The following is a 15,688-nucleotide window of genomic DNA, read 5'->3' as shown; positions in this document are numbered from 1 at the left end:
TAAAAGGAGTGTAAATAGATGCAAAAAATGACTATTCATGAAGCGGAATGTTTGCTGCAAGAAATTATGAATGAAGAAGACGAGCGTTTTCAAATGTTAGTGAAAGATGAGCGAAAAGGTGTTCAAAAACTAATTTTGAAGTGGTATAAACAAAAAGAGTTAGCGCAAAAAGAAAGAGAAAAATTTCTAGAAATGTCAAAGTACGAAAATGAGTTACGTGAAAAAGGGCTCACATACATTGCTGGTATTGATGAAGTGGGTCGTGGGCCGTTAGCAGGACCGGTTGTGACGGCGGCAGTCGTCCTTCCGGAAGATTTTTATATTCCAGGATTAAATGACTCGAAAAAATTAAGTGAAGCGAAACGTGAGCGTTTTTATGATGAAATTAAAGAGCATGCAATTGCGATTGGAGTTGGAATTATATCACCACAAGTTATTGATGAAATAAATATTTATCAAGCGACGAAGCAAGCGATGTTAGATGCCGTTGCTAATTTATCATGTACACCAGAATATTTATTAATCGATGCGATGAAGCTTCCTACATCAATTCCGCAAACATCAATCATTAAAGGTGATGCGAAAAGTGTCTCTATTTCAGCTGCATCTATTATTGCGAAAGTGACGAGAGATCGCATGATGAAAGAGTTAGGAGGAAAGTATCCTGCATATGGATTTGAACAACATATGGGATATGGGACGAAACAGCATTTAGAAGCGATTGAAGTACATGGAGTATTAGAGGAACATCGAAAATCATTCGCGCCAATTAAAGATATGATTCAAAAATAAGCTGTATATTCACAGCTTATTTTTTATTTTGGTATATAAACATTATTATTTTCGAAAAAGAATAAAGCGATTTCAGTTTTCTGACACTTTATTGTAGACAGCGTGCCAATCATCTTATACAATGGCAATGTAATGTTTTTTAAACATTAAAAAACTTTTCGAGTAAAACAGGAAAACAGGGGAGGATGGGACCATGAATATCCATGAGTACCAAGGTAAGGCAGTCCTTAGAAGCTATGGGGTTAGCGTTCCGAACGGGAAGGTTGCATTTACAGTAGAAGAAGCTGTAGAAGCAGCGAAAGAATTAGGAACGGAAGTATGTGTAGTTAAAGCGCAAATTCACGCTGGTGGACGCGGCAAAGCTGGCGGTGTAAAAGTTGCGAAAAATTTAGAAGAAGTTCGTACATATGCAGAAAGCATTTTAGGAACTACACTTGTGACGCATCAAACAGGTCCTGAAGGTAAGGAAGTAAAACGCTTACTTATCGAAGAAGGTTGCGATATTAAAAAAGAATATTATGTAGGTCTTGTATTAGATCGTGCAACTTCTCAAGTTGTTTTAATGGCATCTGAAGAAGGTGGAACAGAAATTGAAGAAGTAGCAGAAAAAACGCCTGAAAAAATCTTTAAAGAATATATTGATCCAGCAGTAGGTTTACAAGGTTTCCAAGCGCGTAGAATCGCGTTTAACATCAATATTCCAAAAGAACTTGTAGGACAAGCTGTGAAGTTTATGATGGGCTTATACAGCGCGTTTATCGAAAAAGATTGCTCTATCGCTGAGATTAATCCACTTGTTACAACAGGTGACGGTAAAGTTATGGCGTTAGATGCAAAATTAAACTTTGATTCTAATGCGTTATATCGCAATAAAGATATTTTAGAACTTCGTGATCTTGAAGAAGAAGATTCAAAAGAAATTGAAGCTTCTAAATATGATTTAAACTACATTCCTTTAGATGGAAATATCGGTTGTATGGTTAATGGTGCAGGTTTAGCAATGGCTACAATGGATATCATTAAACATTACCATGGTGACCCGGCTAACTTCTTAGATGTTGGTGGCGGCGCAACAGCTGAAAAAGTTACAGAAGCATTCAAAATTATCCTTTCTGACAAAAATGTAAAGGGTATCTTCGTTAACATTTTTGGTGGCATTATGAAGTGTGATGTTATCGCAGAAGGTGTTATTGAAGCGACGAAGCAGGTAGGTCTTGAGTTGCCTTTAGTTGTACGTCTTGAAGGTACAAACGTAGAGCTAGGAAAGAAAATTTTAAATGAGTCTGGTTTAAATATTGTTGCAGCAGAATCTATGGCAGACGGTGCACAAAAAATTGTTTCACTAGTGGGCTAATAGAAAGCGGGGGAGAAAAATGAGCGTATTAGTTAATAAAGATACAAAAGTTATTGTTCAAGGTATTACAGGTTCTCAAGGGTTATTCCATACAAAGCAAATGATTGAATACGGTACGAAAATTGTAGGTGGTGTAACACCAGGTAAAGGTGGCACTGATATTGAAGGCGTACCAGTATTTGATACAGTAGAAGATGCTGTGAAAGCAACAGGCGCAAACGCTTCAGTTGTATACGTTCCACCCGCTTTTGCGGCTGATGCAATTATGGAAGCAGTTGATGCAAAGATTGATTTAGTAGTATGTATTACTGAAGGAATCCCTGTATTAGATATGGTAAATGTAAAGAGATATATGGCGGGTAAACATACACGTTTACTTGGACCAAACTGCCCTGGTGTCATTACACCTGACGAATGTAAAATTGGTATTATGCCAGGATATATTCACAAAAAAGGTCATGTTGGTATCGTATCTCGCTCTGGTACATTAACGTATGAAGCTGTACATCAGTTAACGCAAGAAGGTATTGGCCAATCTACTGCTGTAGGTATCGGGGGAGACCCTGTTAACGGTACGGACTTTATTGATGCGTTAAAAGCATTTAATGAAGATGAAGAAACGCATGCTGTAATTATGATTGGTGAAATCGGCGGTACGGCAGAAGAAGAAGCAGCAGAATGGGTACAAGCTAATATGACAAAACCAGTTGTAGGCTTCATTGGTGGTCAAACAGCGCCTGAAGGCAAACGTATGGGTCATGCTGGGGCGATCATTTCTGGCGGCAAAGGAACTGCTGCTGAAAAGATTAAAACAATGGAAGCTTGTGGTATTAAAGTAGCGGAAACACCAGCTGTTATGGGTGAAACATTAATCTCTGTTTTAAAAGAAAAGGGATTATTTGAGACTTGTAAAAACTACTAATCTTTTTGAAAGACACCTTCTTATTAGAGGGTGTCTTTTTACACATTTTTTGTTTACATAATAAAAATTATGGGTAAGGAGAATTGAGATGAAAAGAGAACGTTTATTGCACCTTCATTACATGTTGGCGGATCATTGGAAGGCGATGGAGAGACTACTATATGTTGATCCAGAACTGAAGGGAATATACACTTTTAGTCCGAAACAATTTGAATATTACGCTGGAATATCCTCGAAAAAATCTTTAGAACTAGTAAATTTTCTTCAAATTTCAAATCTCCAACAATATGTATCCCAGTTAGAAAAAAAGAGAATATTTTATATAACAATATGGGATAAGGACTATCCACAATTACTGCGAGAAATACAAGATCCCCCTTTTGTTTTATACGGAAAAGGAGAAAGAGATTTTCTAAATAAAGTAAATAAATTAGCGATTGTTGGAACGAGAGAACCGTCTTTATATGGAAAGGAGAGTATGAAGTTTATTTTACAACCTTTACTTGAAAAAGAATGGCTTATTGTTAGTGGGTTTGCAAGAGGGATAGATACAATTGCTCATGAAGTTACAGTAAGGCAGCATTGCCCGACCATTGCAATATTAGGACACGGATTATCTTATATGTATCCAAAGGAGAATAGAGGTTTATATGACACGTGGAAAGATTATATATTGTTATTGACAGAGTATCCGCCCCATTATGTGCCGAAAAAATGGTATTTCTCAAAAAGAAATCGAATTATTAGCGGTATAAGTAAAGGTGTTTTAGTTGTAGAAGCAAAAACGAGAAGTGGATCCCTTATTACTGCAGACCTTGCGCTAGAACAAAATAGAGAGGTGTTTGCGCTTCCTGGACCTATATTTATAGAGAGTGCAGCGGGAACGAATCATCTAATTCAACAAGGCGCAAAGCTAGTAAGAAATGCGGAGGATATCCTTGAAGAAATTTTAAATTAACCATATATTTTTATGTTTTTATTAAACAATTATTGACAAATGGTAGATTGTCGCTGTATGGTATATTCATTCTTGATTGACAAAAACAAGAGAAATCAATAAGATTGATGAAGACTTGAATCCACCTCTTAAGGAGGCACTAGCATGTCAGATTACCTCGTAATCGTGGAGTCGCCTTCTAAGGCGAAGACCATTGAAAAATATTTAGGGAAAAAATACAAAGTCGTCGCGTCCATGGGACATGTCCGCGATTTACCTAAAAGCCAAATGGGGATAGAAGTAAAGAATAACTTCACCCCGAAGTATATTACCATTCGTGGTAAGGGTCCCGTTTTAAAAGATTTAAAATCAGCGGCAAAAAAAGCAAAGAAAGTCTATCTCGCGGCCGATCCGGATCGTGAAGGAGAAGCAATTGCTTGGCATTTAGCAAATACGTTAAATGTGGACGTTGAATCAGATTGCCGAGTTGTATTTAATGAGATTACAAAAGATGCAATAAAAGAATCATTTAAATATCCTCGTGCAATTAATATGGATTTAGTAGATGCACAACAGGCAAGGCGTATACTCGATCGTCTTGTTGGTTACAATATTAGTCCTTTATTATGGAAGAAAGTAAAAAAAGGATTAAGTGCAGGACGCGTACAATCTGTAGCAGTTCGTTTAATCATCGAACGTGAAAAAGAAATTCAAAGTTTTGAACCTGAAGAATTCTGGACAATTAAAACAGAATTTGTGAAAGGGAAAGACACATTTGAAGCAAGCTTTTACGGTGTAGATGGTGAAAAAGTTCAATTAACGAACGAAGCACAAGTGAACGAAATAATCGAAAAGATGAAAGACAATGCGTTTTCGGTTGAAAATGTAACGCGAAAAGAGCGAAAGCGTAACCCTGCATTACCGTTTACAACATCTTCCTTGCAACAAGAGGCAGCGCGTAAGTTAAATATGCGAGCAAAGAAAACAATGATGCTTGCACAGCAGCTGTATGAAGGGATAGATCTTGGAAAACAAGGGACTGTAGGTCTTATTACGTATATGAGAACTGATTCAACACGTATCTCAGAAACAGCTCAAACAGAGGCTCGTGATTACATTACTGAGGCGTTTGGTGCGGAATACATAGGAACAGAGAAGAGGAAAGAAACGAAAAAGTCGAAAGCACAAGATGCGCATGAGGCGATTCGTCCTACTTCGGTAATGAGAAAGCCAGAGGAACTAAAAAGTTTCTTAAGTCGTGATCAACTCCGTTTGTATAAACTGATTTGGGAGCGATTTGTTGCAAGTCAAATGGCATCTGCTATAATGGATACTGTTACAGCGAAACTCATTAATAACAATGTTCAGTTCCGTGCAAGTGGATCAGTTGTAAAGTTCCCAGGATTTATGAAAGTGTACGTAGAGTCGAAAGATGATGGTGCGGAAGAAAAGGATAAGATGTTGCCACCGTTAGAAGTAGGTGAAACTGTATTTTCAAAAGATATAGAACCAAAGCAACATTACACACAGCCTCCGCCGCGTTACACAGAGGCTCGTCTAGTAAGAACACTTGAAGAGCTTGGAATTGGGAGACCGTCTACTTATGTACCGACACTTGAAACAATCCAAAAACGAGGATACGTTGCTTTAGATAATAAACGCTTCGTTCCGACTGAGCTTGGTGGAATAGTAATCGAACTTATTTTAGAGTTTTTCCCAGAAATTATTAACATTGAATTTACTGCCAATATGGAGCAAAGCCTTGATGAAGTAGAAGAAGGAAATGCAAATTGGGTGAAAATTGTTGATGATTTCTACGTAGGATTTGAACCGCGCTTAGAAAAAGCGGAAAAAGAAATGCGTGAAGTGGAAATTAAAGATGAACCAGCTGGGGAAGACTGTGAATTATGTAGTCACCCGATGGTCTTTAAAATGGGTAAATATGGGAAGTTTATGGCTTGTTCAAATTTCCCGGAATGTCGTAATACAAAACCGATTGTAAAAGAAATCGGTATTACTTGTCCGAAGTGTGATAAAGGGCAAATTATTGAACGCCGTAGTAATAAAAAGAAACGCCTTTTCTACGGATGCGGTACGTATCCAGAATGTGACTTTGTATCTTGGGATAAGCCGATTGGTCGTAAATGTCCGAAGTGTGAAGGTATGCTCGTAGAGAAAAAGTTAAAAAAAGGCGTGCAAGTACAATGTATTTCGTGTGATTATGAAGAAGAACAACAAATGTGAGCGTAACTGCTCACATTTTTTTCGGGAAGAAAAGGAAAGGTGATATGTATGACAACACAAGTAGTAAACGTCATTGGCGCAGGTCTTGCAGGAAGCGAAGCAGCTTACCAAATTGCAAAGCGTGGTGTCCAAGTAAAATTATATGAAATGAGACCAGTAAGGCAAACACCAGCTCATCATACAGATAAATTTGCTGAATTAGTATGTAGTAACTCACTTCGCGCAAACACATTGACAAATGCTGTTGGTGTTATTAAAGAAGAAATGCGTCTAATGGATTCTGTCATTATTCGTGCAGCTGATGAGTGCTCTGTACCAGCAGGAGGTGCTTTAGCTGTAGACCGTCATGAATTCGCGGCGAAAGTGACTGAATATGTGAAAAATCATCCGAACGTAACTGTAATGAATGAGGAAATCACTGAAATTCCAGAGGGACCAACTGTTATCGCGACAGGTCCACTTACGTCTCCGGATCTTTCTGCACAATTAAAAAAACTAACAGGTGAAGATTATTTTTATTTCTATGATGCTGCAGCGCCAATCGTTGAGAAAGACAGCATTGACATGAATAAAGTATATTTAAAATCCCGTTATGATAAAGGTGAAGCGGCATATTTAAACTGTCCAATGACAGAAGAAGAGTTTGATCATTTTTATGAGGCTTTAATTGCTGCTGAGACAGTGCCTTTAAAAGAATTTGAAAAAGAAATTTTCTTTGAAGGTTGTATGCCAGTAGAAGTTATGGCAAGTAGAGGAAGACAGACGTTAGTATTTGGACCGATGAAGCCTGTTGGGTTAGAAGATCCGAAAACAGGGAAAACACCGTATGCGGTTGTTCAGTTACGTCAAGATGATGCAGCAGGAACATTATATAATATTGTAGGCTTCCAAACACATTTAAAGTGGGGGCCACAAAAAGAAGTGTTACAGCTAATTCCAGGACTAGAAAACGCAGAGATTGTACGTTATGGTGTAATGCATCGTAATACGTTTATTAATTCGCCTAATTTACTTCGTCCAACATATCAATATAAACAACGTGATGATTTATTCTTCGCTGGTCAAATGACTGGTGTAGAGGGTTATGTTGAATCAGCAGCATCAGGATTATTAGCGGGTATTAACGCTGCTCGACTTGTAAAAGGTGAAGAGCCAGTTGTATTACCACCTGTAACTGCAATGGGAAGTATGGCAAATTATATTACTGCGACAAATGCGAAAAACTTCCAGCCAATGAATGCAAACTTCGGTTTATTTACACCGTTAGAGAAGAAAATTAAAAAGAAACAAGAGCGAAATGAAGCATATGCTACACGCGCTTTGGAAACAATTCAAAATTTTGTAAATATTTAATTAAATTTCTTGCAAAGGCTACTAAGTTGTGATACGATTTAGTAGCCTTTATTGAGGTGAATTATATGGATGTGAATGTGAAGAAATTGTTACAATTATTCGTTGGTTATTTACAAATTGAAAGAAATTATTCAAAATATACAATTGCAAGTTATCAAAATGATTTAGAACATTTTGTGCAATTTATGGAGCGAGAAGGCATATCCTCTTTTTTAGATGTTACATACGCGGATGTTCGTTTATACTTGACGACGTTGCACGATCAGAAGTTAGCCCGTAAATCTGTCGCAAGGAAAGTATCAAGCTTACGAAGTTTATATCGTTTTTTGATGCGTGAAGGTTATCAAAAAGATAATCCGTTTGCACTTGCGTCACTTCCCAAGAAAGAATTGTCAATCCCAAAGTTTTTATATGCTGAAGAGTTAGAGGAATTGTTTGAAGTTTCTGATACAGGGGCACCATTAGGTCAAAGGAATCAAGCTTTATTAGAGTTGATGTATGCAACTGGGATTCGTGTAAGCGAATGCGTTAATTTGCAACTTACCGACATTGACTTTGCAGTGGGAACAATTTTAGTGATGGGAAAAGGGAAAAAACAAAGATATATTCCGTTCGGAAGCTATGCACAAGATGCTTTAATTACTTATATAGAGAACGGGAGAAAACAGTTAGCTCAAAAGACTGAAGAACAATCTCATATGGTATTTTTAAATGCGAAAGGTAAGCCGTTAACAGATCAGGGTGTACGTTATGTTTTGAACGAACTCATTAAGAAAGCTTCACTTACAATGCGGATAAGTCCCCATATGTTAAGGCATACATTTGCTACACATATGTTGGATGAAGGAGCGGATTTACGTACTGTGCAGGAGCTATTAGGTCATGAGAATTTGTCAACCACACAAATTTATACGCATGTCTCTAAAGAAAGATTGCGTTCTGTGTACATGAAGCATCACCCGCGGGCATAAATTGCTTTTAAGGCTATAAAAACATATAAAGGAGTTTTTTCTATGGGAAATTTCCACGCTACAACGATATTTGCAGTTCATCATAATGGAGAATGTGCAATGGCTGGAGATGGTCAGGTAACGATGGGAAATGCTGTTGTAATGAAACATACAGCTCGCAAAGTTCGCAAACTTTTCCAAGGGAAAGTTTTAGCTGGTTTTGCAGGATCAGTTGCTGATGCATTTACTCTTTTTGAAATGTTTGAAGGAAAATTAGAAGAGTATAATGGCAACTTGCAGCGCGCTGCAGTTGAGATGGCGAAACAATGGCGTGGTGATAAAATGCTACGTCAGCTAGAAGCAATGCTCATTGTCATGGATAAAACAACGATGCTCCTTGTTTCAGGTACAGGAGAAGTGATTGAACCAGATGATGGTATTTTAGCAATTGGTTCAGGCGGACATTATGCACTTGCTGCTGGTCGTGCTTTAAAGCAACATGCAAGTGAACATTTAACAGCGAAACAAATTGCGAAGGCCAGTTTAGAAATTGCAGGCGATATTTGTGTTTATACGAACCACAACATAATTGTTGAAGAATTGTAGAATCGTAAGGGAGGCATTTTATATGCATTTACATTTTACTCCGCGTCAAATTGTGGAAAAATTAGATCAATACATCATCGGTCAAAAAGATGCAAAGAAAGCGGTTGCTGTAGCTCTACGAAATCGATACCGTCGCAGTAAATTAGTTGAAAATTTACGTGATGAAATTGCACCTAAAAACATTTTAATGATTGGACCGACAGGTGTTGGTAAAACAGAGGTAGCACGGCGAATGGCGAAACTCGTTGGAGCACCTTTTATTAAGGTTGAAGCGACGAAATTTACAGAAGTTGGATATGTGGGTCGAGATGTAGAGTCGATGGTCCGTGACCTTGTTGAAACGTCTGTTCGCATTGTGAAAGAGGAAATGGTAGTTAAAGTTCAAGATAAAGCAGAAGAGCAAGCGAATCAACGTCTTGTTGAAATTTTAGTGCCGAGTCCGGAGAAGCAATCTGGATTTAAAAATCCATTAGAAATGCTTTTTGGTGGTAATCAAAATTCAAACCAAACATCTGATGCACAGGAAGATGATGAAATCGAAAAGAAACGTCAAGATGTAGAAAGAAAGCTTGCGGCAGGCCTTCTTGAAGATGAAGTGATATCGATTGAAGTGACGGAACAACAGTCTTCTATGTTTGATATGTTGCAAGGAACTGGCATGGAGCAAATGGGAATGAATTTCCAAGATGCACTAGGAAGTATCATGCCGAAAAAAACGAAAAAACGTAAACTTTCTGTAAAAGAAGCAAGAAAACTCTTGACAAATGAAGAGGCACAGCGCTTAATTGATATGGATGAAGTTACACAAGAGGCTGTTTATCGTGCTGAACAGCTCGGGATTATTTTTATCGATGAAATTGACAAAATTGCTGGTAAGCAGTCGAATAGCGTAGATGTATCGCGTGAAGGTGTGCAACGTGACATTTTACCGATTGTAGAAGGATCGAATGTAGCAACGAAATACGGATCAGTAAAAACCGATTATATTTTATTTGTTGCAGCTGGAGCGTTCCATATGTCTAAACCGTCGGATTTAATTCCGGAATTGCAAGGGAGATTTCCGATTCGAGTAGAATTAACAAAATTATCGGCGGATGATTTTGTTAAAATATTAATCGAGCCTGACAATGCGCTAATTAAACAGTACACGGCGTTATTAGCGACTGAAGGTATAGAAATTGAATTTTCAGACGAAGCTATTCGTAAGATTGCTGAGATTGCTTATCAAGTTAATCAGGATACAGATAATATTGGAGCGAGAAGACTTCATACTGTTATGGAGAAGCTCCTTGAAGATTTATCGTTTGAGGCATCTGAAATTACGTTAGAGAAAATAACGATAACACCTCAATATGTTGAGGAAAAATTAGCGACAATAGCTAAAAATAAAGATGTGAGCCAGTTTATTTTGTAATAGTGTCATCAGGTGACTCGCCCTAGTTTCCAAGTGATGAAAAAATATGTAAGTAACATGTAGGAGGAAATTTTGAAATGGAATTATTAGCAAAAACGAGAAAATTAAATGCGTTATTACAGAGCGCAGCAGGAAAGCCTGTAAACTTTAGAGAGATGTCTGACACAATGTGTGAAGTAATTGAAGCGAACGTGTTCGTTGTAAGTCGTCGCGGTAAATTATTAGGATATGCGATTCACCAACAAATCGAAAACGAACGTATGAAGCACATGCTTGCAGAGCGTCAATTCCCAGAAGAGTATACGCAAAGTTTATTCAATGTTACAGAAACATCTTCAAATTTAGGTGTGGATAGTGACTACACAGCATTCCCAGTAGAAAATAGAGAATTATTCGGTCAAGGTTTAACTACAATCGTACCAATCGTTGGTGGCGGTGAGCGTCTAGGTACACTAGTATTAGCTCGTCTTGGTCAAGAGTTCTTAGACGATGATTTAATTCTTGCTGAATACAGCTCAACTGTTGTAGGTATGGAAATCTTACGTGAAAAAGCAGAAGAAATCGAAGAGGAAGCACGTAGTAAAGCTGTTGTTCAAATGGCGATTAGCTCATTATCTTACAGTGAGTTAGAAGCAATCGAGCATATCTTCGAAGAATTAAATGGAACAGAAGGTTTACTTGTTGCAAGTAAAATTGCTGATCGCGTAGGAATTACTCGTTCGGTAATCGTAAATGCACTACGTAAATTAGAAAGTGCTGGTGTTATTGAGTCTCGCTCTTTAGGTATGAAAGGAACATACATTAAAGTGCTAAACGACAAGTTTCTACAGGAACTTGCTAAATTAAAAACAAACTAATTTATAAAAAAACTCTCCTCGCTTGAGGAGAGTTTTTTGTTTTTTTAAGTGAATGATTTTGCTTACGTAAGGCGTCATGACAACATTCATTAGAAAACTATTAATTAACCTTCAATTCCTTGCTTAAAGGAATTGAAGGTTGGTAATACTAGGATTTGAGCGTGAAAAAAAGAAAGTTTTACATTGTTCGCATTTTCGACTTGATTGTAATATTTCAGTATGATATAGTAAGCAGTGGTGTCAGTACAAAGTACACACGTTTACTGATTTAAGTGTTGGTGCTACGTTCGTAGTTTCGCTTAGAGATGAAGTAAACGGAGGATATCAAAAAAACCATTTAGGAGGAACTAAATTATGTCAGTAATTTCTATGAAACAATTGCTTGAAGCTGGTGTTCATTTCGGACATCAAACTCGTCGTTGGAACCCAAAAATGAAGCGTTACATCTTCACAGAGCGTAACGGTATCTACATCATCGACTTACAAAAAACTGTGAAAAAAGTTGAGGAAGCTTACAGAACGATGCGTGACATCGCTGCTGAAGGTGGAGACATTTTATTCGTAGGTACTAAAAAACAAGCACAAGAAGCTATTAAAGAAGAAGCAACTCGTGCTGGTATGTACTTCGTTAACCAACGTTGGTTAGGTGGAACTTTAACAAACTTCCAAACAATCCAAAAGCGTATCAAGCGTCTTAAAGATATCGAAAGAATGCAAGAAGATGGTACTTTCGAAGTACTTCCTAAGAAAGAAGTTGTTCAACTTAAAAAAGAGTTAGAGCGTCTTGAGAAATTCTTAGGCGGTATTAAAGATATGAAAGGTCTTCCAAGTGCATTATTCATAGTAGACCCTCGTAAAGAGCGTATTGCAGTTGCTGAAGCACGCAAATTACACATTCCAATCATCGGTATCGTTGATACAAACTGTGATCCGGACGAAATCGATCACGTTATTCCAGCAAACGATGATGCAATTCGTGCTGTAAAACTTCTTACATCTAAAATGGCAGACGCGATCCTTGAAACAAAACAAGGTGAAGAAACTGTTACTGCGTAACAAATTTGGAAAGGTGATAAGGGGTTCGGCCTTTTATCACCTTTTTTAAGGTATAAACACCTTTATAAAAGGTATAAATACATATTTTAGGAGGATGAAAAATATGGCAATCACTGCACAAATGGTAAAAGAACTTCGCGAAAAAACTGGCGCAGGTATGATGGACTGCAAAAAAGCTTTAACAGAAACTAACGGCGACATGGAGAAAGCAATTGACTTCTTACGTGAAAAAGGTATTGCGAAAGCTGCTAAAAAAGCAGACCGCATCGCTGCTGAAGGTTTAACTTTCATCGAAACAAACGGTAACGAAGGTTTAATCTTAGAATTAAACTCTGAGACTGATTTCGTTGCGAAAAACGAAGGTTTCCAAGCGTTAATTAAAGAATTAGCTGCTCACTTATTAGCTAACAAACCTGCTAACGTTGAAGAAGCTATGGCTCAAACAATCGAAGGCGGCAAAACAGTAGAAGAGCACATCAACGAAGCAATCGCTAAAATTGGTGAAAAACTTACACTTCGTCGTTTCGAAATCGTATCAAAAACTGATGCTGATGCATTCGGCGCTTACCTACACATGGGTGGACGTATTGGTGTATTAACAGTTCTTGAAGGTTCTACTGACGAAGCAGCTGCTAAAGATGTAGCAATGCACATCGCAGCAGTTAACCCTAAATACATCGACCGCGATGCTGTAACAGCTGAAGAAGTTGAGCATGAGCGTCAAGTATTAACACAACAAGCTTTAAACGAAGGCAAGCCTGAAAAAATCGTTGCGAAAATGGTAGAAGGCCGTCTTGGCAAATTCTTTGAAGAGATTTGCTTACTTGACCAAACATTCGTTAAGAATCCTGACATGAAAGTTCGTCAATTCGTTGAGTCTAAAGGCGGAACATTAAAAGGATTCGTTCGCTACGCTGTTGGTGAAGGTATCGAAAAACGCGAAGACAACTTTGCTGAAGAAGTAATGAACCAAGTAAAAGGTAACAACTAATACAGATTAGGGAACACATTGTGTTCCCTTTTTTAAAATAAAGATGTAAGCAATTGGAGGTTCATTATGAGTAAACCGAAATATAATCGTGTCGTTTTAAAGCTGAGCGGAGAAGCTTTAGCTGGCGAGCAAGGATTTGGAATTAACCCAGCTGTTATTAAGTCAGTTGCGGAACAAGTGAAAGAAATTGCAGAACTTGATGTAGAGGTTGCTGTTGTTGTTGGTGGCGGTAACATTTGGCGTGGGAAAATTGGAAGTGAAATGGGCATGGATCGTGCAGGAGCAGATTACATGGGCATGTTAGCAACAGTTATGAATTCATTAGCTCTTCAAGATAGCTTAGAGAATATTGGAATTCAAACTCGCGTACAAACTTCAATTGAGATGCGTCAAGTGGCAGAGCCTTACATTCGTCGTAAAGCAATTCGTCACTTAGAGAAAAAACGTGTTGTTATCTTTGCTGCAGGTACAGGTAACCCATACTTCTCTACAGATACAACAGCAGCATTACGTGCAGCTGAAATCGAAGCGGACGTTATTTTAATGGCGAAAAATAATGTGGATGGCGTATATAGTGCAGATCCATCTATTGACCCAACAGCTACGAAATACGAAACACTTACTTACTTAGATGTATTAAAAGCAGGTTTAGGTGTAATGGATTCTACAGCTTCTTCTTTATGTATGGATAATGATATTTCATTAATTGTATTCTCGGTTATGGAAAAAGGTAACATTAAACGTGCCGTTTTAGGCGAAAATATTGGAACAGTTGTAAGGGGGAAATAAATTATGGGACAACAAGTATTGAAGTCTTCAAATGAAAAAATGGAAAAAGCAGTTGCTGCTTATTCTCGTGAATTAGCAACAGTTCGCGCTGGTCGTGCAAGCTCGTCTGTATTAGATAAGGTACAAGTTGATTACTATGGTGCACCAACACCAGTTGTGCAATTAGCGAACATTACAGTTCCAGAAGCACGTTTGCTTGTAATTCAACCTTATGATAAAACTTCTATCGGTGATATTGAAAAAGCAATTTTAAAAGCAGATTTAGGCTTAAACCCTTCTAATGATGGAACTGTAATTCGTATTGCATTCCCTGCATTAACAGAAGAGCGTCGTCGCGATCTTGTAAAAGTTGTGAAGAAATATGCTGAGGAAGCAAAAGTTGCTGTTCGTAACGTACGTCGTGACAGTAATGATGACCTTAAGAAGCTTGAAAAAGCTGGCGACATTACAGAAGATGATTTAAGAGGATATACTGAAGATATCCAAAAAGAAACAGATAAATATATTGCAAAAGTTGACGAAATCGCAAAAAATAAAGAAAAAGAAATTATGGAAGTGTAATAGCGATAATTTCGCAAATATGACCCTCTTCTTAAGGGGGTCTTTTTACACTTTTAGGCATACGTCTGCTTGTTGGAGGGTATGAATGATGTTTAAAAAGTTTCCTTTTTTTAAAAGTAAAAAGGTCACATCGTTTGATCATCTCATTGAAAAAGTGAAAAAAGGATATATCCCAGAACATATTGCTATTATTATGGATGGTAATGGAAGATGGGCAAAGAGAAGAGCCATGCCTCGCATTGCTGGTCATCATGAAGGTATGCAAGTTGTGAAGAAAATCACAAAATTTGCAAGTAAGCTTGATGTGAAAGTATTAACTCTTTATGCTTTTTCGACTGAGAACTGGAAAAGACCGAAAAAAGAAGTTGATTATTTGATGAAGCTTCCAGAAGAATTTTTAGGTGCATTTTTACCAGAGTTGATTGAAGAAAACGTACAAGTCCGAGTAATAGGGCAAAAAGATCGTCTTCCTACGCATACGCGCAGAGCGATGGAAAAAGCTATGGAAGATACGAAAGAGAATACGGGATTAATTCTTAATTTCGCGTTAAACTATGGAAGTCGAGATGAAATCGTTTCTGCTGTGCAACATATGATGAAAGATAGTGAGGAAGGAAAAATTCGTTCGGAAGAAATAAGTGAAGAAAAGATTTCTTCTTACTTAATGACGAGTTCTTTACCTGATCCAGAGTTGTTAATCCGTACAAGCGGAGAGCTACGTATTAGTAATTTCATGTTATGGCAAATTGCTTATTCGGAATTTTGGTTTACAGATGTGTATTGGCCAGATTTTACCGAGGAACATTTGCTAAATGCGATTACAGACTTTCAACATAGAGGGCGCAGATTCGGAGGCGTGTAG

At 37.8% G+C, this 15,688-nt stretch carries 15 protein-coding genes; all 15 read left to right on the top strand.

Annotated features, from left to right (window positions below):
- Positions 1–18 precede the first annotated feature (18 nt).
- The 15 genes from B5P40_RS10395 (at position 19) to B5P40_RS10325 (ending at position 15,688) form a co-directional block, all read left to right on the top strand.
- Positions 19–792 (top strand): ribonuclease HII, encoded by a 774-nt coding sequence (locus tag B5P40_RS10395; RefSeq protein ID WP_002014527.1) that lies wholly within the window; start codon positions 19–21, stop codon positions 790–792.
- 193 nt (positions 793–985) lie between these two features.
- On the top strand, positions 986–2,146 hold the full coding sequence (gene sucC, locus B5P40_RS10390; protein WP_002014529.1) for an ADP-forming succinate--CoA ligase subunit beta: 1,161 nt from the start codon (positions 986–988) through the stop codon (positions 2,144–2,146).
- Positions 2,147–2,165: 19 nt separating this feature from the next.
- Complete coding sequence (gene sucD, locus B5P40_RS10385; RefSeq protein ID WP_000115186.1) at positions 2,166–3,068, top strand: succinate--CoA ligase subunit alpha; 903 nt, start codon at positions 2,166–2,168, stop codon at positions 3,066–3,068.
- A gap of 88 nt (positions 3,069–3,156) precedes the next feature.
- On the top strand, positions 3,157–4,026 hold the full coding sequence (dprA, locus tag B5P40_RS10380) for a DNA-processing protein DprA (protein ID WP_113709233.1): 870 nt from the start codon (positions 3,157–3,159) through the stop codon (positions 4,024–4,026).
- Positions 4,027–4,170: 144 nt separating this feature from the next.
- Positions 4,171–6,249 (top strand): type I DNA topoisomerase, encoded by a 2,079-nt coding sequence (gene topA, locus B5P40_RS10375; protein WP_113709232.1) that lies wholly within the window; start codon positions 4,171–4,173, stop codon positions 6,247–6,249.
- Between the two features lie 48 nt (positions 6,250–6,297).
- On the top strand, positions 6,298–7,602 hold the full coding sequence (gene trmFO, locus B5P40_RS10370; protein WP_113709231.1) for an FADH(2)-oxidizing methylenetetrahydrofolate--tRNA-(uracil(54)-C(5))-methyltransferase TrmFO: 1,305 nt from the start codon (positions 6,298–6,300) through the stop codon (positions 7,600–7,602).
- Between the two features lie 71 nt (positions 7,603–7,673).
- Positions 7,674–8,573 carry a tyrosine recombinase XerC gene (gene xerC / locus B5P40_RS10365; RefSeq protein ID WP_078175468.1) on the top strand — a complete coding sequence of 300 codons (900 nt, stop codon included), beginning with the start codon at positions 7,674–7,676 and terminating at the stop codon, positions 8,571–8,573.
- Positions 8,574–8,615: 42 nt separating this feature from the next.
- Positions 8,616–9,158, top strand: coding sequence for an ATP-dependent protease proteolytic subunit HslV (gene hslV, locus B5P40_RS10360; RefSeq protein ID WP_002014538.1), 543 nt, complete (start codon positions 8,616–8,618; stop codon positions 9,156–9,158).
- Positions 9,159–9,180: 22 nt separating this feature from the next.
- Complete coding sequence (gene hslU, locus B5P40_RS10355) at positions 9,181–10,572, top strand: ATP-dependent protease ATPase subunit HslU (protein WP_002014539.1); 1,392 nt, start codon at positions 9,181–9,183, stop codon at positions 10,570–10,572.
- Between the two features lie 77 nt (positions 10,573–10,649).
- Positions 10,650–11,429: a GTP-sensing pleiotropic transcriptional regulator CodY gene (codY, locus tag B5P40_RS10350; RefSeq protein WP_002014541.1), complete on the top strand. Its 780-nt coding sequence runs from the start codon at positions 10,650–10,652 to the stop codon at positions 11,427–11,429.
- Between the two features lie 354 nt (positions 11,430–11,783).
- Positions 11,784–12,485 carry a 30S ribosomal protein S2 gene (gene rpsB, locus B5P40_RS10345; protein ID WP_002088178.1) on the top strand — a complete coding sequence of 234 codons (702 nt, stop codon included), beginning with the start codon at positions 11,784–11,786 and terminating at the stop codon, positions 12,483–12,485.
- A 103-nt stretch (positions 12,486–12,588) separates the two neighbouring features.
- A complete protein-coding gene (gene tsf, locus B5P40_RS10340; protein ID WP_002088177.1) occupies positions 12,589–13,476 on the top strand; it encodes a translation elongation factor Ts in 888 nt (295 codons plus the stop codon).
- Between the two features lie 66 nt (positions 13,477–13,542).
- Positions 13,543–14,265 carry a UMP kinase gene (gene pyrH, locus B5P40_RS10335; RefSeq protein ID WP_002014544.1) on the top strand — a complete coding sequence of 241 codons (723 nt, stop codon included), beginning with the start codon at positions 13,543–13,545 and terminating at the stop codon, positions 14,263–14,265.
- Positions 14,266–14,268: 3 nt separating this feature from the next.
- On the top strand, positions 14,269–14,826 hold the full coding sequence (gene frr, locus B5P40_RS10330; RefSeq protein ID WP_000531506.1) for a ribosome recycling factor: 558 nt from the start codon (positions 14,269–14,271) through the stop codon (positions 14,824–14,826).
- Positions 14,827–14,911: 85 nt separating this feature from the next.
- Positions 14,912–15,688, top strand: a complete 777-nt coding sequence (locus tag B5P40_RS10325; RefSeq protein WP_002014545.1) for an undecaprenyl pyrophosphate synthase — start codon at positions 14,912–14,914, stop codon at positions 15,686–15,688.

Source organism: Bacillus sp. SRB_8 (assembly GCF_003264205.1).
Classification (GTDB): domain Bacteria; phylum Bacillota; class Bacilli; order Bacillales; family Bacillaceae_G; genus Bacillus_A; species Bacillus_A mycoides.
The sequence above is the reverse complement of the archived record's forward strand: the minus strand, read 5'-3'. Positions and strand labels throughout refer to the sequence as shown.

What these genes read in the sequence shown, in the direction of transcription:
- hslU (WP_002014539.1), top strand. Translation starts at nt 9,181, where the DNA reads ATGCATTTACATTTTACTCCGCGTCAAATTGTGGAAAAATTAGATCAA.
- hslV (WP_002014538.1), top strand. Translation starts at nt 8,616, where the DNA reads ATGGGAAATTTCCACGCTACAACGATATTTGCAGTTCATCATAATGGA.
- codY (WP_002014541.1), top strand. Translation starts at nt 10,650, where the DNA reads ATGGAATTATTAGCAAAAACGAGAAAATTAAATGCGTTATTACAGAGC.
- B5P40_RS10395 (WP_002014527.1), top strand. Translation starts at nt 19, where the DNA reads ATGCAAAAAATGACTATTCATGAAGCGGAATGTTTGCTGCAAGAAATT.
- B5P40_RS10325 (WP_002014545.1), top strand. Translation starts at nt 14,912, where the DNA reads ATGATGTTTAAAAAGTTTCCTTTTTTTAAAAGTAAAAAGGTCACATCG.
- trmFO (WP_113709231.1), top strand. Translation starts at nt 6,298, where the DNA reads ATGACAACACAAGTAGTAAACGTCATTGGCGCAGGTCTTGCAGGAAGC.
- dprA (WP_113709233.1), top strand. Translation starts at nt 3,157, where the DNA reads ATGAAAAGAGAACGTTTATTGCACCTTCATTACATGTTGGCGGATCAT.
- sucD (WP_000115186.1), top strand. Translation starts at nt 2,166, where the DNA reads ATGAGCGTATTAGTTAATAAAGATACAAAAGTTATTGTTCAAGGTATT.
- tsf (WP_002088177.1), top strand. Translation starts at nt 12,589, where the DNA reads ATGGCAATCACTGCACAAATGGTAAAAGAACTTCGCGAAAAAACTGGC.
- sucC (WP_002014529.1), top strand. Translation starts at nt 986, where the DNA reads ATGAATATCCATGAGTACCAAGGTAAGGCAGTCCTTAGAAGCTATGGG.
- pyrH (WP_002014544.1), top strand. Translation starts at nt 13,543, where the DNA reads ATGAGTAAACCGAAATATAATCGTGTCGTTTTAAAGCTGAGCGGAGAA.
- frr (WP_000531506.1), top strand. Translation starts at nt 14,269, where the DNA reads ATGGGACAACAAGTATTGAAGTCTTCAAATGAAAAAATGGAAAAAGCA.
- topA (WP_113709232.1), top strand. Translation starts at nt 4,171, where the DNA reads ATGTCAGATTACCTCGTAATCGTGGAGTCGCCTTCTAAGGCGAAGACC.
- rpsB (WP_002088178.1), top strand. Translation starts at nt 11,784, where the DNA reads ATGTCAGTAATTTCTATGAAACAATTGCTTGAAGCTGGTGTTCATTTC.